Below are 26067 nucleotides of genomic sequence, written 5' to 3' on the forward strand. Positions count from 1 at the left end.
TAAGAAAATGAATAAGTAAAGATAACTATTGGTATATATCTGAGGAATCTAATTTAACGTATTCCCCGAAAGAATTCTCCTTCCTCAAGCGTGTGAAGGGCGTAGCCCTACGATAGGTCGGAGATGACTTTCGGTTTGGCATAGCCAAAAACTTTTGATAAACTTGCTATATGAAGTTCTTTGATAACTTGATATAGAAGGTTGCAGGAAGAAAATAGAGTGCGAAAACCAAGCCATTCGGTTCCTGCGTAAAATATCAACCGCACCAACAGAGCATCCATGCGTTGGACATCTAGGGATGGAACACCCCGAAGTAACGCTCAGGGAGACGAAAGGTTACTTTCGTCGTGGAACTGAGAAGCTCCCACTTCAAGCTTTGCTAAGTGGCGAGTAGTTCTCAACCTCAGTTAACGTATCATTTATTATTGTTGTAATTTTTTTTACATTGTTATTTATAAAGAAATGATTTCCTTCCAAATTATAAATCTTAAAATTTCCACAAGTATGCTTCTTCCAACCAATTATGCCTTTTAGACTAATTAAATCTTCTATTCCGTTTAATACAGTAATATCGCATGTGATTTTGTCCGTTTTTTCTTTATATTCATATGTTTCAACTATTTTAAAATCATGTTTTAGTAAAGGAATGAAAAATTCGAACAATTCTTCGTTACGAATTAATTCTTCTGGAGTTCCCCCTAATTCTATAACTCTATTTTTAAACTCGTTATTTGGTAAATTATAAGTTATCTCCTTCTTTTCCCTTTCACTCGGTGCTTTGTATCCAGAAAAAAAGATATGCTTGGGTTTCTTGAATCCCATTCCTATTATTTTATAGTATAATTCATACGCTAATAGGCTCCCCATACTATGTCCATAAATTGCATAATCTTCCTCACATATTTTGTCCCGAATATTATCAAAGATGTCATCTACCGCTTCTTCTAAGCTATTATAAAATGGTTCATTGAATCTTTTCCCTCTTCCTTTTAACAGTACTGGACATAGATTTATAGATGGGGTTAGATAATCACCCCATTTATAATATAACGCTTCGGATCCTCCTGCATAAGGCAAACAAAATAACATCATTAAAATGCACCTCTATCTGATAAAAGTTTGTAAAAATCATTAATAATAATATCTTGGTTAATCACTGTTATATTACTAGAAATTTCTTCATTTAATGAACATACAGCCATTTTGTATTCTAACTCTATATCAAAAATCGCCATTGAATAAGAATTACTCTTTTCTCTATTATCGAAAAGTATATGAACAGCTTTGTGACTATCTATATTAATAGAAAATGATTTTAGTGACATTGATAATCCGCTTCCATAGCATTTAATATAACTCTCTTTCAATGTCCATACCTCATAAAACTTCCTCAATTGATGATTAACATCACCTTTTTGTATATAAGCATATTCACTATCACAGAAAAAACTTTTTGCTATTTCTTCATATTCAATATGTTTTATTTGTTCAATATCAATTCCAATAGGGTTATTACTAATTGCACATACTACAAATTCTCCCGAATGTGAAATGTTAAAGTAATAATTCGGATACCCCTTTAAATAAGGTTTTCCATAATTATTTTTCCCCCATACTATTCTTTCATTACCGATTTTAAGCTTTTTATTTGTTAGAGTCCTTACTAGTAATTCACCAATCAAGGTTCTAATTTTATCTTTTTTATTAATAAATTTTTTTATTCTATATCTTTTCTCTTCATCTATCCACGAACAAATTTTTTCTAATTTTCGATCATTCATATCTTTAATTTTGGTAACAAAAATTTCCATAAAACCCCTCACAAATCCTAGTTAAATTAATTGATCAACTACAATTATTCGAGCGTTATGCTAGCTGATTTTTCTACCTTCATTAATCGTGGAATGCTAATCATGTAAAAAACTCCTACAAATATTAAACATCCGCCAACTATCCAAAAAAGAGTTTCAACTGCAAGAATACCTGGGTAAAATCCAGCAATAAAAAGTAAGGTTAGTGACTGTGAGAGCATCATCAAAGGATTAATACACCCGTGTACTCTTCCCATCATTTTTGGATTTACTATTTTTGGAATCCAACCTCCAATAGCTACATTAATCATCGGAAGTGCTAGGGCAACTATGCCCGTACAAATAACATACAGCCAAACTGTATTGACTAATGAGCTCAAAATAGTCGCTCCTCCTCCAATAAACAAAGCTAAAATTAGTAAATGATAAAGCTTTATTTTTTGAGAAAGTATAGATGCTATAACACTACCAAGTAAAATCCCGATACCAAAGACTATACTTAATATAATTGAAACTTCTTCATAGTTTCTTGGGGCTAGTTTGTATTTTAAAATAAATACCTGCATCACTGAGAGCCCTCCATTTAAAATTCCGAAAACTATAAATCCGGAGATAAGTGTAAGTAACAAGTTGTGGTTCAAAATATAACGTATTCCCTTCACAAAATCCTTCATTACAATTGAAATGTTCAAATCCTTGATATTATGTTTTCCGTTTGGCATACGAATTTCTTCTGACATTCTACAAGATTTTATAAGAAGAGCACTAATAAAAAAACTAATTGCATCAATTAAGATTGCACCATAAATACCGATTACCCAATAACAATAAATCCCGATACCACTACCAAAAAGCATAAACAAACTTGTAACCATCTGATTCAAACCAACTGCAGTAGCATAATCATCTCTTGTTAAAACACCCTGTACAAGGGATGATTGCGCGGGTGTAAAAAAGCTCTTTACCATGCTTCTTAAAAATAACAGCGCAAATGCTACTGGCATCCAGTTTAGAAAAAGAGACCACAATAATAAAAGCGATAATATAGAACAGATCCAATCACAATTTTGAGCTATTTTTTGTCGATCAATCCTATCAGTAACTACACCAACAAGAAAAAATACTACTAATGTGGGCAAAGACAACATCAACTCCGTAATAGTAGCATATGCAGGTTGGTGCGAAAAACGATTTAAAAAATAAAACATAAGTGCAGTTAAACCAATTGTACTACCCATTTGTGAAGTAAAAGATGCAAAAAATAGCCTCGAGTAATTCCCATTTTGAAATATAACTAAAATTTTCTTCATAAGGACTCCCCATTTAATTTGACTTAATTCTAATTATTCAGAATTCAACACCTTTGCTATGTTTGAAACGTAGAATATCTAAATCCCTAACGTTCATCGCAGTTCCTTTGGTTAGAGCCTAACACACTGCTTTAAGATATAATTTGCCATTAGGATTTCTATCGCGGATTACACGTCCAAATGTACACTACCACTCATTAAATTGTATAGTTTTTCATTCTGATATTCATAATCCAAACATAACTATCCAAAAGCATCCTCCTTTTGATATGCAGTTTATTTTCTCTAACTTTCGACGCTACATTCTAATACTACCTTATATTGTAATCAAAATAATAAACGAATTATTTTCTCAAGTTGTCAAAATCACTAATAAATCATATTTATTAGTGATTTTGACAACTTGATTTCTCCTCTAAAAAACGTAATATTACTGTAAATTGTTTTCCAAAAAATAATTATGTATATCCACAATTATTACAAAAAGGAATGAACACCAATGTTATCCTATCCCTTATAACTGTTTTAACTTAAGTATGAAATTCATTTTTGAAGCGAAAATGATATGGGGTATGTCTATGAGGTTTAGTCTTCCAAAAAAAATTGTAATGAGTAAATTCTTACCAAGAAAACGTTATTCGTATTTATGATACATATATAAACCATATTTTTAATCAGTCATTCTAGGACAATTGAAGTGGCAAGTTTAAGCCACTTCAATTGTCCTAGAAATGTTGCATCTTTATCTAACATCAAATTAACACTATAAGCAAAAAGCTACTTATAATTCAGATGTTTTTCCTTAAAAATTTTTTGATTTATCTTTTGCAGGTAAAATGTAGTTTTCCCCTTTTTCATATATAGAAAGTATTCTTTTCAAGAAAGTAACTTTTGGTACTAACCAATAAGCAATTATCGCTGAAACAATCCCTAATATAGCACCTGTTATAACATCGAAAGGATAATGAACTCCTACCCAAATACGAGAAATGGCTACACAGAATGCAAGTGTAATCCATAACCAACCAATCTTTTTATGAACAAGCCAAAATGAAAAACAAATTGAAAAGAATAAAATTGTATGGTCACTTGGAAATGAATTATCAACAGCATGCTCTACCAATTTATTAACATTGGGTAACTCTGCAAATGGTTGATAATTTGAATGAAACTTCCCTGCTATTTTCCCGATAACCTCAGCAATCACAAAAGCAATCATCGCTTGAACAATCATCATTCGATTTTGGTTAGATCGAGTAAACCAATACACTACAATAATTAAAGCTAAGAAATATACCATATATTCTGCCACGAACGTCATAGTAGAATTGAGAAATGGGTACTGTTTACCTAAATCGTTAACGGCTCGAAAAGCATCAATATTGAACTGAGAAAAAGACATTTTCAAACTCCTCCTTACCATATATATAAATCAAACGCTAATTAAAATTTTTTAATCTACTTTTTGTTACTACCTAATAGTTTTAGATGGTCCCATTTTATTGTTCTTAATGAATATCTACCTTTTTAAAATATGAAATCAATAATACTAATCCAATAATAGATGTTCCGAATATGCCTATATAGGAGTACTCGGGAGGATAAGTGGGCTGAAGCGTATTTCTTGAGATATCACCTGCTGCTGCCCATGGAAACAATCCTCTATGTTCTGAATTTGCTGTCATTAAATTAATCATGGTTATTACAACTGTAAATACAATGGTCGGTACGTAATTCTTAAGTACAATTGTTAAAAGTATGATTGGTGTTGATAAAATAAAAAGCAATAATCCACCTATCAAAAACTGTACAAAAGATTCCCTTATTAAGGATGAACTTAGTCCATCAAATTGAAATATTATCCCTAATAATAATGTTAATCCCCATGCTACAAAAGTTAACATCATAATCCACGAAAATAGAAGTAGGAATTTACTTATAAGAAAATTCATACGTGATACAGGTATAGTTAATAAATTCTTTAATGTATCTTCTGTATATTCCCGAATAAATAGGTAGGCGGTTACTACCCCATATAGTGGTACTCCTATTATTAGAACAGTATATAAATTTACTTCACCAAACAATTGACTAAATACAATAGTAGGAGTAGGATGTTTAGTTTTTAGGCTTACAAATGATGCTACTACTACCATAAAAGGTACTACCGATGCACCGAGAATACTAATTAAGAACATATGGGATCGTTTTAGCTTTAATAATTCTGTATATAACAGATTAACCAATTGTTCCACCTCCAACTAATTTTGTGAAGTAATCTTCTAATCTGTCTTCACTCATCAAGATTTTCAAAACCTGAATATCATTTTGTACAAATATTTTATTAATATCTCCTTGTTGCCCAAGTTTAGAATACACGCGAATAATCCCCTCATTATGAACCTCATAATCAAAAATACCAAAGTTTTTCTCTAAGATTTTTGTAGCTTTATTGTCATTCGATACTTGAAACTCAATATATTTGCGATTCTTTTTTCTAAGGCTGTTAAATTCGATTTCCTCTAAGAGCTTACCTTCATGAATGATCCCCATATGATCTACTAACTGTTCTATTTCTGATAAAATGTGGCTGGATATTAATAAAGTAATTTTTCTTTCTTTAGCCAAATTTTGTATCAACCTTCTAATTTCCTTAATTCCTATTGGATCCAAACCATTAGTAGGCTCATCTAATATTAATAATTCTGGGTAATGAAGAAGAGCTCTAGCAATCCCTAATCTTTGCTTCATCCCTAAAGAATATTTACCCACAAGCTTTTTAGTTTCATGTTGCAATCCCACGATTTCTAACGCTTCATCAATTGCATTTTTTTTGTGTATCCCAATAATTTTCGCATTAATTAGTAGATTTTCCCGTGCTGTAAGATTCTCATAAAATCCAGGAACTTCAACAATAGACCCAATTCTTTTAAGGATTTCTTTTTGATTTTTTAATAAGTCTTCTCCAAATATTTCAATCTTTCCATGGGTGGGCTTTATCAATCCTAATAACATTCTAATTGTAGTCGTCTTCCCTGCACCATTTCGACCTAAAAAGCCGTAAATTTCTCCTTGATTTACGGTTATATTAAGATTATCCACTGATTTCTGATTGCCATAAATCTTTGTTAAATTTGTAGTCTTTATTATTGCGCTCATGTAAGAACACCAACTTTCTTGTATGCTTATGTTTTTAGTATAGAAAGCAAATTTTAAACCAGGCTTAACTATTTCTTAACTATTTCTTAATTATGAAATTAACTATTCATCATTAACTCCATCTTGCTCCCTTGTATAATAAAGATAACCCCACTCTCCTTTGACTTTGATATAAGTCTCATCTAGATGCCAAGTATAGTGTGTAAATTTGTTTTTCTTTTTCCAAATCTGATTAACATCAGGGTATGTTACAATTACTTGACCTTTATGTAATAAGTCTTCAAACACTACTATTTCTCTTTCTTGCTGTTTAGTACCAACGAAAGTAATGGCTAGCTTTACAAAACCTTTTTTCTTTTTCAGTAAACTTAGTCTCAACAGTTACTTCTTTACCCTCAATTAATAATTGAGGGTAATTAGTATACAATTGATAAAAAGAAAATAGAAAAAAGAAGACGTGAAATTCAAAATTTAATGGATAAACTATCTGAATATTAATTCTTCAAACGAGAAGAGCCCTCCAAATAGGACGGCTCTTCTTTATTTCACATACAAATAGGCTTGCTTACAGTAGTTTTTTTGTATAGGACTTTTTCTTAACACATATACTATTTTTGAACCTGTTTACCAATACGCGTCCTGTTGGTATCTTGAATTCCTCTTAAAAAGAGCTGCAGATACGACTGCATGCCCTTTTATTTACGTTGTTTCTCTATATTGAATAAAATAATTAAAAACTAAATATGTAATATTACATATTTTTTCTGTTCAGATTATGTTAGGATTTACTTCGTAGTCGAATTATGGTTTCGTATCTAATTCAGCAATATGTGAACTGTTTACCTAAAGAAAAGACACCCAAAAGGTGTCTTTTCTTCTTTTAATCTAAAAAATATTTTTTCTTTTCAGTAAGATCCAATTATCCCTCTAACCTAGACCTCATAATTAAAGGCAATTTAATCATGGTACTCAAGAGTTTTCATCCATTTCAATATACCTATAGCTTAATTTAAAATCACATTTCCAGCACTATATTTGCTTTCCTACAGATTTTCTGTCTTGTTCTTAATTCTGTCAAAATCCTCATGTAGCTATACAAAGAATATATGCTACTATGATATTAAGAAACTATGCGTTCCCTTAACCCTGTATCCGGCCCTGTATTTATTACAGGGTCTTTGTTTATTTTATTTACTTTTATTGGCTTATAAGGGTTAATACACAACCAATTTCAATTAAAACCGTTTAAATGTTAGTTAAAATTTGAAATAATATATCTATTAACTTTTTTAACAAATGTAATCTAATATTAAATTTCTAAATCTATACTGTACTATACACCAGTTAACACTATATAAATAGTATTAACTATCTTAATTGAATATTAGTAATAGTAAGTATAAACATTATCAATTTACTACATCTTACATTTATGTAAAAATAAATACATGTTAAGCTTTTTCAAAATCTTTCCCCTAATAAAGATTTGAAGTAGCATTTCATGATTCTCCTTACTGTTAATATGCCTTGAAAAAGAACCCTATAGGGTTCTTTTTCTTCTCATTATAACCTCAGTAAGTCCATGCAAAAAGGACTGCTAATTATTTGCAGCCCTTTTACACGTTAATATACACTTGTATTACATGCTTAAAACTTTATTGTATTAGGTATTTATACCAACTAAACATGCCATTATCATTTAGATATATAACACTTCAAAGTTTAGAAGTATACAATAACAAATCTTTCCCAACTTCCAGCTACATAACTAGTAGCTGTTAATTCTCTACCACCATTTGCTGATATATATCTACCATTACTTAGTGCTTGTAATACATATATCCTATTGTCTCCACCATTATATAAGATAAACTTTTCCAGAAATATCTGGTTTATCCTCAAATAGAAAATCTTTATCTTTTGCCCATTTATCAGGTGCTAAACGTACATATTCAATATTAGCTTCTTTTGCACTTTTATAGTTTTCAGGTAATGACGTACTATTCATGAAATTAGTACCCTTTCTTTTCGAATCCCAAAAACTAATTTTTGAATCGCCCTTGTGGTATGTATCAGCTCTTACATTCATTTCCTGTACTCCAAAACTCATCATGCCTAATAACGCAACAATTGGCAAAACTTTTTTCACAACTTTTCCTTCTTTCTCTTTATATTTAACACACATAACATACCTTTGTTTTGTTACAGGAATATGGCAATTTTCCAAAAATACCTTTTAAATTTATACATTGGTAGTTCATTCATAAAAAAAGAAAGAGATAATTAGAACGTTGCTTCATTTTAAAAGAAACAAAAAAGGAATCCTTTACGGATTCCTTTTTGCAATGCACTCTTTTTCAAATGGTACATTTTGCACCTACTTTTAGTATAACTTATAATTCCTATAAAATAAATAAGATTAACTGAAATTTACTTCAAATTGTGATAAAAAACATAATTAAGAAACGCAGATAACTAAATATCATCCCTTTATTAAATAAAAAAGATTAAATAATTCCCCCTCCAAACTAGGACCCCTTTACACTTTTTACAAATATTGTTATAATTAGATAAATCAAAGCATTACCCCATTAACAAAGGGACTCCATAATTGGAATCCCTTTGTTAATTAGCTATTAAAAATGATAGCATGTGATTATTGTATAATTTCTTCCTTTTTTAGATCTGCATATTCTTCTACGAAATCCCATAAACCTTGCTTTTCGAAGTAAGAAATACTTTTTCACTTCTTCCAAGAGTTTAATTGCTTCATCTTCATTAAGAGAACGTAAAATATTGAAATGATATACATACTCTTCATTTCCTAATTCCATACAAACTGCTAATCCTTTTTCAATAAGTTCTTTTACAATATTTGTTTTTCTTAGCTTATAATGTTCACGCGCTTGTAAGAACAATGCTTTAAAATGGGCAATATTCTTCTCTGTCACTTCTGATAAATGACGAATTGCTAATTTAGATAAGTTTTGAGTTGCATATAATAGTCCTAAATTATGCCTTACTATTAAAATCAATTTGTCTTCATTATGTTTTTGCAAAAGGTCAATGGAACGATTGAAATGTTCTTCCGCTTTTTCAAATTGCTTTAAGAATATACGAGCTGTCCCTAATGCGGTTTCACAAGAAGCAACTTTCACCTCATATCCCATTAGCCCTAAATACAAGGAATATAGATACTTATTTTACTTTCAAAGGCTGAAACCTTGCTGCATAACTACTGAAAATAAACATAAGAAAGACGTTCAAATCCATATGGATAGAACGTCTTTTCACTTTATTTCATACATATACTGATTTTTCACTTATTCATTTTGTATTGTACTTAAAAAACCAATGAATTCATCATCATTTACAGGTTTACTGTAGTAATAGCCTTGAATTAGATAGCATGCATTACGCTGTAATACCGTTAATTGTTCCTTCGTTTCTACCCCTTCTGCTATCACTTTCATGTTTAAAGTATGAGCAAGTGAAATAATGGTTTGTATAATTTCATCTCCATCAGTAGAAGTTCCAATCCTATTAACAAATTCTCTTGGAATTTTCAAAGTATCAATTGGATAAAGAGGCAGATACGCTAATGAAGAATAACCTGTACCAAAATCGTCAATTGATAAATGTACACCATATGATTTTAATGCTTTTAACTTCGATAAGGTTTCCTTTTCATCTACCATTGCTATTCGCTCTGTTAATTCCAAATCAATCGAATTAGCAGGTACTCCTATCTCTTCTATGGTAGATATAATGGTTTGAACAAAATCTTTCTGTTCAAACTCTATAGCTGATAAATTTATCCCCATCTTTAGATTTGAAAAGCCCGTAGAATGCCATTCTTTCAGTTGTTGACACGCTTTCTGTAACGTCCACTTCCCAATTGAAATAATCTGCGCCGTTTCTTCTGCGATAGGTATAAACTCAAAAGGAGAAATCAGCCCAAGCTCTGGATGTTGCCAACGTATTAAAGCCTCTGCACCAATAACCTTACCTGCCTTACTATCAATTTGTGGTTGATACAATAAAAACAACTCATTATTTTCAATTGCATTTGGTAAATCCTGTTCTAATTGTAATCGACGAGTTACTTTTTGAGATAATGTCTCGTCATACATACAAACAGCATTGTTACCTTTTTCCTTTGCGCTATACATAGCGATATCAGCGTGTTGTAAAAGTGTAGTAGTATTTATTCCTCCAAATGGATACACTGCTATTCCTATACTAAGAGATAAGTAAAAACTATGCTGATTTACTACAAATGGTTCTTCAGTTATACGAAATAGAGTTTTACACAAATCCAATAGCTGTTGCTCTGTTTGGTTATGGACAATGATCGCAAACTCATCACCACCTATTCTTGCTAGAGGAATAGTCGGTGACAGACATGTCCTAAAACGTTTGGCAACTTCTTTTAAAACCTTGTCACCAATCGAATGACCCAATGTATCATTAATAGTCTTAAAGCGATTTAAATCAATATACAGGAGCCCAAACTTATCCTGTGTTTTTTGTGCACGCTTAATAGATCTATCTAATTCTTGTTGGAAGAATATACGATTTCCAATCTCCGTCACCGTATCATGGAATGCAAGGTAATTTATCTCTTCCTGTTGTTGTTTCATCCTTGTTATGTCTTTTACCATTACATAGCTCCCAAAGGTTTGTCCTTCTATCATAATAGGAACTATAGTGACATACCAAAAGAGTATATCCTTCTCATTGTTATTTTTCACACGTAACTGTAGTGAAGATGAACTACATCGTTTCCCTTTCTTTATAGCTGCTTCCAATTCAGATTTATCTTCATCTAAAAAAATAGAGAAGCACTCTTTCCCTATCAATGCAGCACTTTCTTTTCCTAGTAACATACTTCCAGCCTGGTTTATATTTAATACGATACCGTTTGAATCAATCGTTAAAATAGGATCCGGATGATACTCATATAATGACTTAAATCTCTCTTGATTTTTTACTAAATCATTAGATTTATTTATTAAATCCCTTGTTCTTTGAGATACTGTTTGTTCTAATTGATTATTAAACACTTTTAATGTTTTAGTTAACTCTTTGTTTTGCATTCGTACGATTGTATGACGAATCAGTACAAATACAAAAGCAATACAATTTCCCGTAATTAATGTAGCTGAAGAAGTTTGCTCTTTCAAAGTAAAGCCAATTAAGACTGCAACTGCAAGATAAGGGAATATACCAAGAAGTTTCTCTCCAAATGTCGGATTAATAATAAAATAATTTCTTTTAGAAGAAGTATTCTTTGGGATTGTAGCAGCAATAGCGATAAATAATAGGAAAACTCTATACAAACACCTTAAAAATATAACTGAACGCTCTGACAAATCACCTTGTAAGTAAAAATACAAATAGTCCGTAATAGCCAATCCAGTTAATACTAGGATAAAAATAAACAATTTACTTTTTGCATTGAAAATAGCAGGTCGAAAGATCAGTGTAACTCCAAGTAATAGAAGCAATAAATCTATAATCGGAAAAATAAATGAGAGAAAAACATCTCCAATTGATAAGAATAAAATATTTGCAGATGGTTTATTAAATAGGTACCACTCTAATGTAAAAATAGCAGTAACAACAATGCATAAATCACAAAGTAAATACGTTTTCTCCCATTTGTTACATTCCATCATAATTTTATAAAAGAACGCAAAAAGAAAGAAGAATAAGAAAAACAGTAGAAATACATCAGAAATATTAAAATTTTGTATTGGTAATTCTACATTAAGTACTTGAAAAGCGGATATGAAATTCCCTATCAAAAAACACCCTATTGCAATAGTAATGCAAACCCAGAATACTCCTAACTTAATTTTTTGGGATAATATAGAATACAGTAATGAGATAAATACAGTAGTTTCAACGACTAAAGATGATAGTCGGATATTAAAATCTGATACGAAATAATGATTCGGAAAAACAAATAAAAATATAAAGCAAAAGCTTATATAAGTTATTAAAGCCAATATCAATACATAAAATTGCACATATGCATGCTTACGCAATGGACTCACCTTCTTGAGTTTTTCTATACTTTTATTAAAAAATGGCTTGATGGTAGCACAAGTCCTACTAATTAAAATGTGTGCTACCTATTATCCATATTATGACCTTTTTAAAAGATTTCTTTCTACACACAACAATCTTATTAACTTTTTGTAGATGTTTACAATTACCAATACTGAGGATTCTAAAAAGGATAAGCTGAAAAATGTAATTTTTTAAGTATTTGCGCGTCGTAAATTTGGCGGGTACAACTTATCTACTCTTTACATATGAGATAGAATCTACTCCTCTATTGGATTATAGTTGCTATCTGTCACACTTAAAAAGGAATGAAAATATACTATCATTAAAATAGAAATTCAAATTAGTTTACGAAACCAACTGTAACTATTATAGTTACACAAAAAGTTGATGTCAATTTCATATCCTCCCTTTTTAACGGACAAAAGACATGACCTATTGAACAAAAATGTGATGTTTATAAAAAGGGCGGTAAAGTTTTATCTCCTTACTCAAAGAATTATAAATGATTTAGTATTAGATGAAATTGAAGCTAATATTGCATCTCCCTAAAAAGAATGTTACTCTAAAAATAGAATTATGAAAGGAATGATGGATGAATAATGATTAACTAATTTATATTTTAAGTTGAATTTTATAACTTCAAACTACAAAATATAGGGTTAGTCTATCCATTTTTAAAATTCAGTTCATACTTTATTTGTCATGATTCAAATGATTAATAAGTACTTATTAAGTATAGACGAAAGACTAATCCTTCCGATTACAAATTGGGGGATTTTTTTATTCCTGTTTGTCTTAGTTGAAACTTACTAATTGTTAAATGTACTTCACAAATAAAGGAGCGAGAAAAATGAGTACTTCAGATACTATTGTTACACATGTAATGCTCTATATAAGTCGTTAATATCCATCAAACTTATATAGAGGAATTAAAAAATGGATGTTCCGACTTTATATGAAACGTTTCGATATATAAAGGAGGAATTATTATGTCAATGATAAAGGTCCAAGACTTAACTTTTTCATACCCAGGTAGCTTTGATAATATTTTTGAAAGTGTAAACTTCCAAATAGATACGGATTGGAAGCTGGGATTTATCGGTAGAAACGGACGAGGTAAAACGACATTCTTTAATTTATTGTTAGGGAATTATGAGTATAGCGGGAAAATCCTTGCTTCAGTAGAATTCAATTACTTCCCCTACTCTGTTTCAGATAAGAACAAATTCACTCATGAAATCCTTGAAGAAATTTGTCCCCAAGCCGCAGATTGGGAACTTCTACGTGAGATATCCTATTTAAATGTTGATGCTGAGGTCATGTACAGACCATTTAAAACATTATCAAATGGGGAACAAACAAAAGTGTTGCTTGCTGCACTGTTTTTAAATGCGGGTCAATTTCTATTAATTGATGAACCAACAAATCACTTAGATACAGATGCACGAAAGATAGTCTCCGATTATCTAAGGAAGAAAAAAGGATTTATTTTAATTTCACATGACAGAATCTTTTTAGATGGGTGCGTTGACCATATCCTATCTATTAATAGAGCAAATATTGAAGTTCAAAGTGGTAACTATTCTTCTTGGAAGTTAAATTTTGATAGACAGCAAGAACACGAGAAGGCTACAAATGAGCGTCTACAAAAAGACATAGGGCGATTAAAACAGTCTTCCAAACGTTCAGCAAGTTGGTCTCATGACGTGGAAGCTTCAAAAAATGGAACGAGGAATTCAGGCTCTAAGTTGGATAAGGGGTTTGTAGGACATAAAGCAGCGAAGATGATGAAAAGAGCAAAAAACCTTGAATCAAGGCAACAAAAAGCTATTGAGGAAAAATCAAAATTACTAAAAAATGTGGAAAAAACTGAGTCATTAAAATTGGAACAATTGCAATTTAAATCAAATGAATTGGTTACTTTAGTTGACGTGTCCGTTAAGTACAATGATCAAATTGTGAATGAGCCGATTAGCTTCATAGTTGAACAAGGTGACCGAATTGTACTTGATGGAACGAATGGGAGCGGAAAAAGTAGTATCCTAAAACTAATTCTAGGACATCCGATACAGCATACAGGCTTAGTTACTTTAGGTACAGGACTCATCATTTCCTATGTCCAACAAGATACTTCTCATTTGAAGGGATCGCTATCAGGCTTTATTGAAGAGCACAAGATTGATGAAACCTTATTTAAGTCCATCCTAAGTAAGATGGACTTTGACCGAATTCAATTTGAAAAAGATATATCTCATTATTCTGGTGGACAAAAGAAAAAACTGCTTATCGCTAAAAGTTTATGTGAAAAAGCTCATATATATATATGGGACGAACCACTAAATTTTATAGATATCTATTCCCGCATGCAGATTGAAGAACTTATTCAACAATTTAATCCCACAATGGTTATTGTTGAGCATGATAAAATATTTCAACAAACAGTTGCAACGAAAACTATATCTATGTAGCTCAAAACGAATACTTGAAAATATAATCATTAACTTGAGTCCTTGAATTATAAAAACTTTAATGAATTGATAAAAAAAGCCTAATTTCTCTACAATACATTGAGAAATTAGGCTTTAAATAGTAATAATAGAATTCATAAACACTGAATAATTTACACATTAAGTTTATCTGTTAATGCAGTAACAATCCTGTCCACTAAGTCTTCGGGTAATCCATATTCCTTATTAACTACAGCCTGTATACTAGCAAAAGAACTTTCATTGTATTTTGATTGCCTTTTTCCTCTACTATCTTTCTCTTTATTTATGAAGTTTTCACGAGATTCATAGTTCATCTTATCTGATTCTTTACCAATAGATTGATTGGTGTAAATTATAAAGATACCTAACATCATAATTACACAAATGAAAATCCCTACTAATTTAAGTCTCATTATTCATTTCCTTCCTGCAACTCTTACTGTTTCTCGTTCATAATATCTCAACCATATCAAATTCATATTAATTTGAAGTAAAATTTTGTTCTTAACATATTTCTTAATAGAAAGACTGTATATCCTTCTATTTGTTTGACATCATTAAGATGCTCACAAATAGAAATAAATTCTATTCCTATATATAGATAAATAATCTAAAAATTTATATAATAAGATTAGAAGTGTAGCATATTATTATTATTGAAAGGTCTTGGTATAATGCTAGGCATTAATGTAAAAAAAACAAATGAAGAGTTAATTATTTCATGGCAATTGGCGGAGATTACAATTCCATTACGTGATGTGATTGAGGTTACCGAAGATGCTACCTATGCTGGTGTTGAAGAAGTAGATGTAATACGTATTGGAACAGCTTATGGGACAACAGACCGTATTTTAATTAAAACAGTAAAACAAAATTATGTATTGTTTACTACAAATAAAGTTGCTATTTTAAATGCCATTCACGCTTAAATATAGGAGTCTTCTTGGCTAAAATGATAAAAATAAGCACATCTTGTTATAAAAACAGATGTGCTTATTTTTTAGTTTTTATGCGTTTTTACGTTTTAAGAAAATAACTCCACCAGCAATTAACAGTAATGCTCCTGCAGCCATAGAAATCCAACTTGTAAGATTAGTACCTGTTTGCGGTAACCATCCAATTTTAGATTGAATTTCTTTCTTAAGTTGTGGTTGTTCTTTTACTTGCTCGTTAGGTTGCTCTGGTGTTGGCGTATTTTCATCTGAATTTGGCTGTTCTGGTTTAGGTTGTTCCGATTTTCCCTCTTTAAATTTCACTGTTTGTCCCTTATCTTCAATTTCAGCGTGAATAGCTACTAATATATTATCTTGATACAGTTCTTCAAATACTACTACTTCTTTACCTTGTAATGCAGAAGCATTAAATGTGAAATCTAGTGTGATAGAACCATTTTTCTCTTTAGCAGTAAACTTAGATTCTACTGTTACTTCTTTACCATCAACTAATAATGGTTTGTTGGTTGCTTTATCCATTAGTTTGCCTTTTACTACGTATTCTTTACCCACGATTAAGTCTTTGTATTCCACTTTATCTTGGATTGTTACAGATTTAGAAGCATCTAACTCTTTAGAACCATCAGCTTTATTTGTTGCTGTCGTTTTAATAGAAGGTTCTACAAATCGAACTGTTTGACCTACATCGTTAATGTCAGCATGAGTTGCAATTACTTGACCTTCATGTAATAAATCTTCAAACACGACTACTTCTCTTCCTTGCTGTTCAGCACCAACAAAAGTAAAGTCTAATGTTACAAACCCATTCTTTTCTTTTGCAGTAAACTTCGTTTCAGCTGTTACTTCTTTACCATCAATTAATAATGGTTTGTTAATAGCTTTGTTCATTAGTTTACCTTTTACAGTGTACTCTTTACCTACAACTAAGTTAGTATACTCCACTTTGTCTTGAATAGTGATAGAATCCTTTGAATGAATCTCTTTTCCACCATCAGCTTTATTTGTTGCTGTCGTTTTTACTGATGGCTTAACGAACTTAACTGTTTGACCTTTATCATTGATATCAGCATGTGTCGTAACAACTTTTCCGTCTTTCAGTAACTCTTCAAATACTACTACTTCTTTTTCTTCTAAACCAGTTGCATCAAATGTGAAGTCTAATGTAATAGAACCATTTGCTTCTTTTGGTGTAAACTTCGTTTCAGCTGTTACTTCTTTACCATTTACAACGAATGATTTATTAGTCTTTTTATCCATTAATTTACCTTTTAAAGTGTACTCTTTACCTACTTGTAGGTCTTTGAATTCCACTTTATCTTGGATTGTTACAGACTTAGAAGTGTGCATTTCTTTTGTACCATCTTTTTTATCAGATGCTGTTGTTTTAATTGAAGGAATCTTCTCATCTTTGACAACGTGTTTAATGATTTGACCATTCTCTTTAATTTCAAAAGAAAACGTCTCTTCATTTAAGATATAACCGTTTGGTGCAACAGTTTCTTTATATGTGTATTTTCCAAATGGTAGCTTTTCAAATTTAGCGATACCTTTATCATCTGTTTTACCTTTTACTACTTCTTTTCCTGCTTCGTTATAAATTGTAAATTCTGCATTTGGAAGCTTGTTATTTCCATCAGCCACATCTACCTTTGTAATTTCTAGATCACCTTTGATAAGATGATTAACTGCCAATAACTCAATAATCTTTCCATGTTCCTTTATTTCGAACGTAATCGGTTCTTTAACAAGAACGTAACCATTTGGAGAAGCCTTTTCTACAAATGAATATTTACCATACGCTAAATCTTTGACGTTAATCTCACCATTTTTATCTGTCTTATATTCCCCAACTACTTTTCCACTTGCATCTTTTAGCTCGAATGCTGCACCTTCTAATTTTTTACTAATATCTTCATTATCTACTTTTAGTAATTTTACACTACCTTTCACTTCGGTATTTTCCACTGTAAAAGTAAGTGTTTTATTGTGCTCTTTAATTTCAAAAGGATACTTTGTTTTATTTCCAATATATCCATTAGGTGTTTTTGTCTCTAAGAAATAATATTTACCATACGTAAGATCTTCAACGTTTGCAATTCCATTTTCTTTTGTTACTACTTTTTTCACTTCTTTTCCATCTTCAGTGAAGACTGTGAATTCAACATTTGGTAAAATCTTTCCTGAATCACTAAGCTTTTTAATTTCGATGTTACCTTTTACTTTGTTATTTACTATTTGGACAGCTCCTGTTTCCCCTGTCTTAACTTCAATAGTTTGTGGTTTATCATCTGAAACATAGCCTGTTGGTGCTTTAATTTCTTTTAATGTGTAAGTACCAATTGGTAAGTTGTTTAATTCTGCCATACCATCAGCACCAGTCGTGATTTTTCCGACTGATTCATTATTTGCATTAAAGACCTCAAATACTGCACCAGCTAAAACTTCTCCATTTTCTCCAACTTTTTTAATTTTTAAAGAACCAGCTGCTTCCCAATTTACTGCAAGATCACTACTAAGCTTTTCTTCATTTCTTTCTAATAGTACTGTAGCATTCTGAACAGTATCCGTACCACGGTAAGCAATTGCTTGAACTTTAGTTAAATTAGCAGCAACACTTAAATTAAATTCACCCGTTTTTGTATTTTTAGGAATTTGGATACGAAATTTTTCTCCAACTGAAAGCTGATCTTTCACTTCTCCATTTTCACTAACAATTCTAACTCCATTAGGTGTATTTTTCGCTACTACTTTATAAGAACCACTCTTAGCATTTGTTTGTACTGTATATAGATTCGTTTCGAAGAATTCACCTTTTAATTCTGCTTTTTGTTTTTCAGCTGGGATAACATTCATATAAATATCTTGCGTATCCCCACTATTATTAGCAGCATTAATAATTGTCTTAGCTGCTTTTTCAACATTTTTATTCTCATGTTTTAATTCATTTACATTGAGTTGACCTAATGCATTCCAAACCGCAAGTTGCGTTGCATAATGCGCTTCATTTTTATTAGCTACTCCCAGCTGTTCAGCACTTTTTTGCGGGAAACCATTTAATAAGACTCTATATACTACATTATCTGTTTTCCCCATTTCAGGAAGATCTTCACCATTTGGTGATTTTAATCCAAGGGTTAAGCAATAAGCAATTTGACCACTTGAATTTTTAATCATTTCAGTACGAATGTACTTACCTAGACTATTACTATAACTCCAGTCCATTGAATATTTCTCATGCGTCATAACCTCTGCACTAGCCCTAGGTAAAAATACATTAAGGAATAATGCCAGTACTGATAATAATGTAAAAACTCTTATAATGACTCTCTTACCCAATTTTGTAACCTCCCTAGAATAAATTAATCCGAGTATATATCGCAATATCTAAAACATTCACGATCGACCCAATTATCATTATAAAACAATAAATTACAAATATTAAATAATTTTAATAAAATAGTCAAAAAATTTACACATTTTATTATTTATCAAGTTTTTTAACGAATTTACTATATACAAATTCTAAAACACGCCTACAATTTAAAAGACAAATATGTATGTTAAATATATAAATAGCAATTCCTTTACTCCAGTTATTAAGCTTTCCCCTATTAAAAATAGCCTTTTCATTTTCTTGTTAACCTGAGTAATTTATACACCTCTTTTAATCTATTACACTCCTCCATTTAAATATAAAGGTGACTTCTCGTTCAAATAATAAAGTGAAACTTTAATTCGCCCGATTCCCACCTAACTTCTTTGCTTTCATTGAATTTTTGGGCGGGAGTCTTACTGCCCAAAAATAACGGGATATATTATGCAATATTGCATTTGATAATCATTTTCATTGTAACTATAATGATTACAGAATTACTATTAATCTAATATTCTACATGGAGGTTTTATTATGTTTAAAAAAATTATTGTATCTTCTATGGCGCTTACTATGTTCGGTGGAGCTGCAACTATGCTAGAGGCACCTACTGCTCAAGCAGCTTCTTATAACTCAACGTCATCCTCTTACTTTGATGTCACTCCTGAAGAGGCCGTGGCTTTCTATCAATCTCAAGACTATAAAAAATTAAAAGTATTTTTGGATGACTTTGAAGCTAGAAACCCTTATACTCCAGGTGGAGGCTACGCTCAAGGGAGTGTACGTATGCAAAAATTCAACGATGCTCTTAGAGATGCCAAATTAACAAATGTCTACCAAGAATTTATTAGAATCTCATACTACAATCATTATCCAGAACCAAAATAATAACAACGGATTAAATGTTTATTATTTCTATAACTTAGCCTAATTTTAAATGTATAACCTAAAAATAATTACTAAAAACCACTCATATAAGGGTGGTTTTTCTATTTCCCCATATAATTTAGCGGAATGTTACATCATCTTTATTTTAATATCTTTTATAGTAGCCATTCTCTCGTTGACACAATCTAGTAGGTTAGCAATGGGGATATCAAAATATATTTATAATTATTTTCTGTTTAATAGCAAAAAACGAACACCCTCTCACAATTAGATAAGGTGCTCGTTTTCATTTTTATCGGTAATTCTCAATTCATTTTAGCTTCTTTCCAATAAGCAAAGATTAAATTAACTTAAAAACAAAGCGTTTTAAATTTAATTCATAGATCTTACTGAAACTTGGAATTGCCCCTTAGAACCATCATCATTTGAAACGTAAATTTTATATGTTCCATTCGGTAATGGAGATAAAGCATTCCGTACATTTGTAACATTAATTTGTTGTTCTCCAGGTTTTATATAACCACCAACAATTAGCTCTGTATTTGGACCTTTTACACTATATCCCATTGTATTTTGACCATTATTTTTCATAGAAAAGCTTAAGTCAGTACTCCCATCATATACGAAAGAAGTTACAGCCTCGCCACTATAATCCATTGTTTGGGTTAATAATAAGTCTGCAGAAACATGTTCAACTACATGAATTGGATCATTCGTTTTGTGTACTTCTTCAGCATAAGTATTATTCCCTAACACACCAAGTGTTAATGCTGAAACTACTCCACAACTAAGCGCTAGTTTATTTAACTTCATTTTAAGTTCCCCCTTGATGTTTGTATTCTATTACCATCATACATCCTTTTCCAAGTGCGTTTTTATGTAATAATTCATATCTATAAACCTATATATCTTAACTTTTCAACTTAATAGTTATTGAGAAAGCCACATAGATAAAGTTACAATATTGCACTTCATAAAAAACATGTGAATTTTAAAGTCTTTTTCTAACAAAGTTTTATACGAGTAAGTACCAAAATACTCAAATGAATAGCATTTCTATTTCAGATAAAATGTACTAATAAAATTTTTCTAAAATTTCACTTTGTAATTTGATATATTCCATGTTAATATAACGAAGGCTACAAAACAGGAGTCACCACGCATATCATTTTCACAGAATATTCATACTTAAAAAGACTTATTTTATCAGTAACTCAATCCAAATTTCACCTATACAAAAGTTAGTTTATAATTTCATATGTACATAAATTTAAATAGATTTTTTATCTATTATTTTTTCTATTTTCCTTATCAATTTTAATACGAGTAATATGACAGCACTTTTCAAGTACCCTTCCTTTTTTAGATAAAAAGTCTACTAATACTAAACATCTATGTCCAACTCATACATAATTCTACTTACAAACTATCGGAGATGCAAAACTATGGGAATTTCTACTCTTTTATTAAATACCTTTATTATAATAATTTGTATCCTTAGCTATCACGTATTTTGGCTAGAGTTTAAAGAAAAAATAACATGTAATAATATGTTATTTTCTATCCTTTCCTCCATTGCTATTATTTTTTGTATGACTTTTCCTTTTCATTTACATGTGGGATTTATTTATGATTTACGTTTTATTCCTATAATATTAGTTTTTCTATATGGAAATACAAAAAACATTGTTTTTATAGGAATTTTATATCTTTCTTACCGGTTTTACTTAGGCGGAAATGGCGTTCTTCCATCATTTATTATCTTTACTATCATTTCTGTTATAACAATGCTCTCTCGTTACTTATTACCTATGTATTTTAAAGAAAAAAAGATATTATTAAGCTTACTTCTTATTTTAGTATGTACAGCTTCCCTTTCTATTTGCGGTATTGTAACTCAAATAAATACAGGAGGTAAAATAGACTCTACTCTCATAGAATTTTTATTAAATTATATAGTCATTAATATTTTCACAGTATTATTATCAGTTTATTTTATAGAGGAAATGATTGAGAAATATAAAATGAAAGAAAAACTGCAACGGGCTGAAAAATTTTATATAGCTAGCGAACTAGCAGCGTCAATTGCACACGAAATCCACAATCCACTAACCACGGTACATGGATTCACTCAATTATTAAATGAAAAACATGCCTCTAAGCTATCTCAGGATCAATACTTAGAAATCATGTTAATTGAAATGCAGCAAATACAATCTACTATTAATAACTATTTATCTTTAACCAAACCACAGAACACCCTAAAAGAAAAAATAGATATTAATCACATTTTAAATCAGGTGAAAGATACTATTTCACCACTCGCTCTATCATACAAAGTTGAAATCAAACAAAATAGTACAGATTCCTTTTATATAAATGGGGACCCCGAAAAATTCAAACTCTGTCTAAACAACATCATCCAAAACGGAATTGAGGCTATGAAAAATGGTGGATTATTACAAATAAATATACAAAAAGTAAAAGGAAATATCATAATTGATATTATTGATTCAGGAATTGGGATGTCATCTCAACAAATAAAACGAATTGCTTTGCCATTCTATTCAACAACAGAAAAAGGAACTGGGCTTGGTACTATGATTGCTTATAGTATTATTAGAGAATTAAACGGAGATATAGAAATAGAGAGTGAATTAGGTAAAGGGACACGCTTTTCTATTAGTATCCCTTGCTAATGTGATAACAATTTTCTGTTTAGTTAATTACATAAATGAATTTTAAGAATCCCGCTAGCTAGCTTATTTATTAATTGTCTTAAATTCATATGCGTTAATTAAATATAATAAGGATCAGAGCCTATCTATTGTTACAGATACACTCTGATCCTTTAGTTTAATTCAATTAAAAACACTTAATATTTATAACTTTTCTTACATCGTGATGAAATACTAGTTCATCAATTTTATCTTATTTACTGATTAGATTGGTTTAATATAAATATAACATCTCGCGACACTTAATTTGTTATTATCATTAGAGACATTGCCTGCAGTTGTTTTTTCATTAAAGTACAGACCTTTTTCCATTCATTGAACAAGACAACTCCCCTTTTACTACTTCACTTCCACCGTATAATTCCCTGTCCCCCCGCCATACTGATACACATGTAAATAATACTTCCCTGGATACGTATAGTAACTACCTACTAGTTTACTCCCTTGTTGCTGAGCATACGTAACATAATTATTTAAATCTGCTTCAGAATAAAGTACCCAGTTCATTCCGATATTATTTTCATTCGTTACGTTAATTTGAAGGTTTTTAGCAGTCTCCACATTAATTTCAAAGAAATCACTTGTATCGCCATTTCCTAAACTAGCACGTAAAACTTGATTTAACTGCAATTTGTTTGCTGTTTGGAATGAGTTATTCGGTTCTTTTTCTACACTGTTATCTTCTTTCTTTTGAACAGTTACAGTCGCTGTAGCAGTATTAGTTGCTCCTTTATCGTCTGTTACCGTTAATTTCGTCGTATACGTTCCTTCTTTTGTATATACGTGAGTTGGATTTTGCTCATTACTTACTGCTCCATCACCAAACTCCCATTTATACGAAGTAATTTTCCCGTCTTCATCTTTTGATCCGTCGCTTGTAAATGAAATTGCTTCATTTACATTTCCGCTATACGGACCGTTTATAACTGCAACTGGTGCTTTATTCTCTGCACCTTCTTCTGTATTAATACCGTGGAACACAACATCATATTCAAATTGTCCTGATGTATTCACGCGATAATTTACGAAGTATGCTGTTACTGTTTTATAGCCTGTCCATTCCTTTGCACTTAAACGTTTTAACGTATCATTAACGTTTTGTGTAATTGTTTTCCAATGTTCATATTCTCCTTTTGCTGCAGTTCCTGTATATGTTCCTTGTAGTGTGAATGTATTAAAGAACTGTGATTTATTTTTCTTCACTGATACATTTTTCAATTTTGCTTCCGCTGTTATTTCTGCTGCAATATCTGAAACTGGCTTCGATGCATGATTCGCTAAATAATCGTCTGATACTAATGGCACATTATATTTCTCACGATTATCAACTAGCATTTGCATATAGTCTTGATATTCTTTATTTAAATTCGCATCTTTACTTAATGTAGAGCGATATGCATCATATGCTGTTACATCATTTTTCCTAATAAGATCATGTATTTTATCGAACATATCATATCTCTTATTGTACATATATGATTGTAAAGCAAAGGAATAATTATAGAAATCCCACGTTCCATACTTTGCATTTAACGTTCGCTCTGCCGTATAACGCTCTGCTGGATTTGAAGATAATCCTCCTATAATACTCTTTCTCGGTACAACATTATCCGTTCTCGTTGCCCCTGCAAAAAATTCAGCATTTCCTTCTTCAAACCAAGATAATCTTTCATTTTCATATATTTTCCCTTGTCCCCATAACCCTGGTACTTCATATCTACCTTGTAAATAATGCGTGAACTCGTGTCTGAATAATTCTTCTAAACTATAAATACTTTCTTCTGGCGTACGCTCATAAGTAAAGAACGTACCTGTTCCTTCTATATAAAGACCACCGTTATTCGTTTCATAACCGTACAATTGACGATTAAATTGATATTCTGCTGGGCTATTATAAATAACCATCGTTAATACATCATCAGGATTTCCTTTTTCTAAAGGTTGATCACTTTCAACCGTACGATGGAATTGTGCCTTTACTTCTTTTGCCGCCCAATATAAACGTTTTACTTTTTCTTCTGTCACTTTATCTCCAGCTTTTAAAACAATTGCCCCATCATCAAACGTATACGTTTTTGGCAAATATTTTTTCTTTCCATCTTCTCTTATTTGATCTAAATTCACCACTTTACCATTTGCATCTTTTCCGCCATAATTTGTTGCAATTTGCTCAGCAGCTACGAAATATTGCTCCCCTAAATACGGATACATTTTCATCGCATCTGTTACAACTTGTAACCCTTTCGTTCCTGTACTATGGAACGTACCGAGTCTACCTGTATAATAAATGCCATTATTAATAAGCCAACCGTTTTTTGCTGTAATCGTTCCCATTAATGCAAAACGACTTAATTCATTAATATAACTATCTATTTTCTGATACCATACTGTATCTTTCGGTGCTTTCCTCGTATCGTACAAATACGATTGAATGTCGTAATCAACACCTTGCATAATATCGTAAATAGCATTTCCAGCTGAAAGATTATCTGCTAATGTAGAAAAATTATCATTATATTGTTTAAAAATCTTTGCAGCCGATGTTATCGTTTCCACATCGCTCGAAGCGTTTCCTATTAACTTTCCGTATGATGATACCACTCTATTTTGCTCTAATGTACCCAGCTTGAAATTTGAATTGTTAGCCATCGCTTTTAATGCAGGTAAGCATTTATCATGATAACTCCGTTCATTTAATTTACTAAGTTCCGAATTATAAAATCCTAAATAAAATCCTGAACGTAATACCTCTACTAATGTCTCAATCCCTTTTGAATCATCCTTCGTATAGGCTTGTCCTTGCTGCTTCAATTTATCAATAATCGCCTGCACCCTACTATCATTTTGATAGAATGCTAGACTGTCTGTATTAAACTGAAATAGCCCCGTAATTTGCTCCCAATCAATTGTTACAAGTAAATCTACTAACTGCTGATTGCTTAATTGATTTAATTCAGCAATTGTATAAGTTTTCGCTACAGCTAATTGCTTACTTTCTTTTTTCACCTCAGGTGGTCTTTGTGATAAATCGGCAAATTGTAACCTTTTCTCAAAAGACTTGCTTTCGAGCACTTTCGATGAATGAGCTAATTCTTGTACTGGTAGTTGTACACCGACTGGCTCCATTTTTAGCACATTTCGATAAGAAACTTGCTCTCCCTTAGTATCTTCTGCCAAACTTACCCCTTGAAAACTCCCTAACATTAAACTAGCAAAACTTACCCCTACTAACATTTTCTTTGAATAGCCTTTCATGCTCTCCCCTACC

14 protein-coding genes and 5 pseudogenes are annotated in these 26067 nt (G+C 31.1%); 4 read left to right on the forward strand and 15 right to left on the reverse strand.

The window, feature by feature from the left end; translation table 11 throughout:
- Nucleotides 1–369: 369 nt before the first annotated feature.
- From EBQ15_RS21170 to EBQ15_RS21225, 11 genes and pseudogenes are all read right to left on the reverse strand, one after another.
- Nucleotides 370–1092 carry a thioesterase II family protein gene (locus EBQ15_RS21170; RefSeq protein ID WP_000979067.1) on the reverse strand — a complete coding sequence of 241 codons (723 nt, stop codon included), beginning with the start codon at nucleotides 1090–1092 and terminating at the stop codon, nucleotides 370–372.
- Complete coding sequence (locus tag EBQ15_RS21175; protein ID WP_000402330.1) at nucleotides 1092–1811, reverse strand: 4'-phosphopantetheinyl transferase family protein; 720 nt, start codon at nucleotides 1809–1811, stop codon at nucleotides 1092–1094. The genes EBQ15_RS21170 and EBQ15_RS21175 overlap by 1 nt, the downstream gene beginning before the upstream one ends.
- 44 nt (nucleotides 1812–1855) lie before the next feature.
- Nucleotides 1856–3121 (reverse strand): MFS transporter, encoded by a 1266-nt coding sequence (locus tag EBQ15_RS21180; RefSeq protein WP_000722986.1) that lies wholly within the window; start codon nucleotides 3119–3121, stop codon nucleotides 1856–1858.
- Nucleotides 3122–3923: 802 nt separating this feature from the next.
- On the reverse strand, nucleotides 3924–4523 hold the full coding sequence (locus tag EBQ15_RS21185) for an undecaprenyl-diphosphatase (protein ID WP_000010573.1): 600 nt from the start codon (nucleotides 4521–4523) through the stop codon (nucleotides 3924–3926).
- A gap of 106 nt (nucleotides 4524–4629) precedes the next feature.
- Nucleotides 4630–5367, reverse strand: a complete 738-nt coding sequence (locus tag EBQ15_RS21190) for an ABC transporter permease (RefSeq protein ID WP_000247702.1) — start codon at nucleotides 5365–5367, stop codon at nucleotides 4630–4632.
- Nucleotides 5360–6280: an ABC transporter ATP-binding protein gene (locus EBQ15_RS21195; RefSeq protein ID WP_001273091.1), complete on the reverse strand. Its 921-nt coding sequence runs from the start codon at nucleotides 6278–6280 to the stop codon at nucleotides 5360–5362. The genes EBQ15_RS21190 and EBQ15_RS21195 overlap by 8 nt, the downstream gene beginning before the upstream one ends.
- 114 nt (nucleotides 6281–6394) lie before the next feature.
- Nucleotides 6395–6511, reverse strand: a pseudogene (locus EBQ15_RS31460) (DDE-type integrase/transposase/recombinase); the annotation flags it as partial.
- A 1491-nt stretch (nucleotides 6512–8002) separates the two neighbouring features.
- Nucleotides 8003–8158, reverse strand: a pseudogene (locus tag EBQ15_RS32100) (fascin domain-containing protein); the annotation flags it as partial.
- Nucleotides 8142–8465: pseudogene (locus EBQ15_RS21215) on the reverse strand (cellulase); the annotation flags it as partial. The pseudogenes EBQ15_RS32100 and EBQ15_RS21215, both read right to left, overlap by 17 nt.
- Nucleotides 8466–8960: 495 nt before the next feature.
- Nucleotides 8961–9447, reverse strand: a pseudogene (locus EBQ15_RS21220) (tetratricopeptide repeat protein); the annotation flags it as partial.
- 156 nt (nucleotides 9448–9603) lie between these two features.
- Nucleotides 9604–12333, reverse strand: a complete 2730-nt coding sequence (locus EBQ15_RS21225; protein WP_033683744.1) for a sensor domain-containing protein — start codon at nucleotides 12331–12333, stop codon at nucleotides 9604–9606.
- Between the two features lie 1014 nt (nucleotides 12334–13347).
- On the opposite strand from EBQ15_RS21225, the gene EBQ15_RS21230 reads away from it, so the two are divergent.
- Entirely contained in the window at nucleotides 13348–14826 is a 1479-nt protein-coding gene (locus tag EBQ15_RS21230) for an Lsa family ABC-F type ribosomal protection protein (RefSeq protein WP_000061795.1), read from the forward strand.
- Nucleotides 14827–15026: 200 nt separating this feature from the next.
- On the opposite strand, the pseudogene EBQ15_RS21235 reads toward EBQ15_RS21230, so the two are convergent.
- Nucleotides 15027–15260: pseudogene (locus EBQ15_RS21235) on the reverse strand (hypothetical protein); the annotation flags it as partial.
- Between the two features lie 261 nt (nucleotides 15261–15521).
- On the opposite strand from EBQ15_RS21235, the gene EBQ15_RS21240 reads away from it, so the two are divergent.
- The gene (locus EBQ15_RS21240) at nucleotides 15522–15776 is read left to right on the forward strand and encodes a SunI/YnzG family protein (protein WP_000900695.1); all 255 of its coding nucleotides are present in this window, start codon (nucleotides 15522–15524) and stop codon (nucleotides 15774–15776) included.
- Between the two features lie 78 nt (nucleotides 15777–15854).
- Here the strand turns inward: EBQ15_RS21240 and EBQ15_RS21245 are convergent, their stop codons facing one another.
- Nucleotides 15855–19136, reverse strand: coding sequence for a VaFE repeat-containing surface-anchored protein (locus tag EBQ15_RS21245; protein WP_033693012.1), 3282 nt, complete (start codon nucleotides 19134–19136; stop codon nucleotides 15855–15857).
- A gap of 571 nt (nucleotides 19137–19707) precedes the next feature.
- Here EBQ15_RS21245 and EBQ15_RS21250 point away from each other — a divergent pair.
- Complete coding sequence (locus EBQ15_RS21250; protein ID WP_000473483.1) at nucleotides 19708–20061, forward strand: hypothetical protein; 354 nt, start codon at nucleotides 19708–19710, stop codon at nucleotides 20059–20061.
- 372 nt (nucleotides 20062–20433) lie between these two features.
- On the opposite strand, the gene EBQ15_RS21255 is transcribed toward EBQ15_RS21250, so the two are convergent.
- Entirely contained in the window at nucleotides 20434–20874 is a 441-nt protein-coding gene (locus tag EBQ15_RS21255; RefSeq protein ID WP_000773471.1) for a hypothetical protein, read from the reverse strand.
- 632 nt (nucleotides 20875–21506) lie between these two features.
- Between EBQ15_RS21255 and EBQ15_RS21260 the strand changes: the two genes are divergently transcribed.
- The gene (locus EBQ15_RS21260; protein WP_000513019.1) at nucleotides 21507–22760 is read left to right on the forward strand and encodes a sensor histidine kinase; all 1254 of its coding nucleotides are present in this window, start codon (nucleotides 21507–21509) and stop codon (nucleotides 22758–22760) included.
- Between the two features lie 378 nt (nucleotides 22761–23138).
- Here the strand turns inward: EBQ15_RS21260 and colA are convergent, their stop codons facing one another.
- Complete coding sequence (gene colA, locus EBQ15_RS21265) at nucleotides 23139–26054, reverse strand: collagenase ColA (protein ID WP_000679528.1); 2916 nt, start codon at nucleotides 26052–26054, stop codon at nucleotides 23139–23141.
- Nucleotides 26055–26067: the final 13 nt, after the last annotated feature.

The organism is Bacillus sp. 2D03, assembly GCF_003946765.1.
In the GTDB taxonomy this organism is placed as follows: Bacteria; Bacillota; Bacilli; order Bacillales; family Bacillaceae_G; genus Bacillus_A; species Bacillus_A cereus.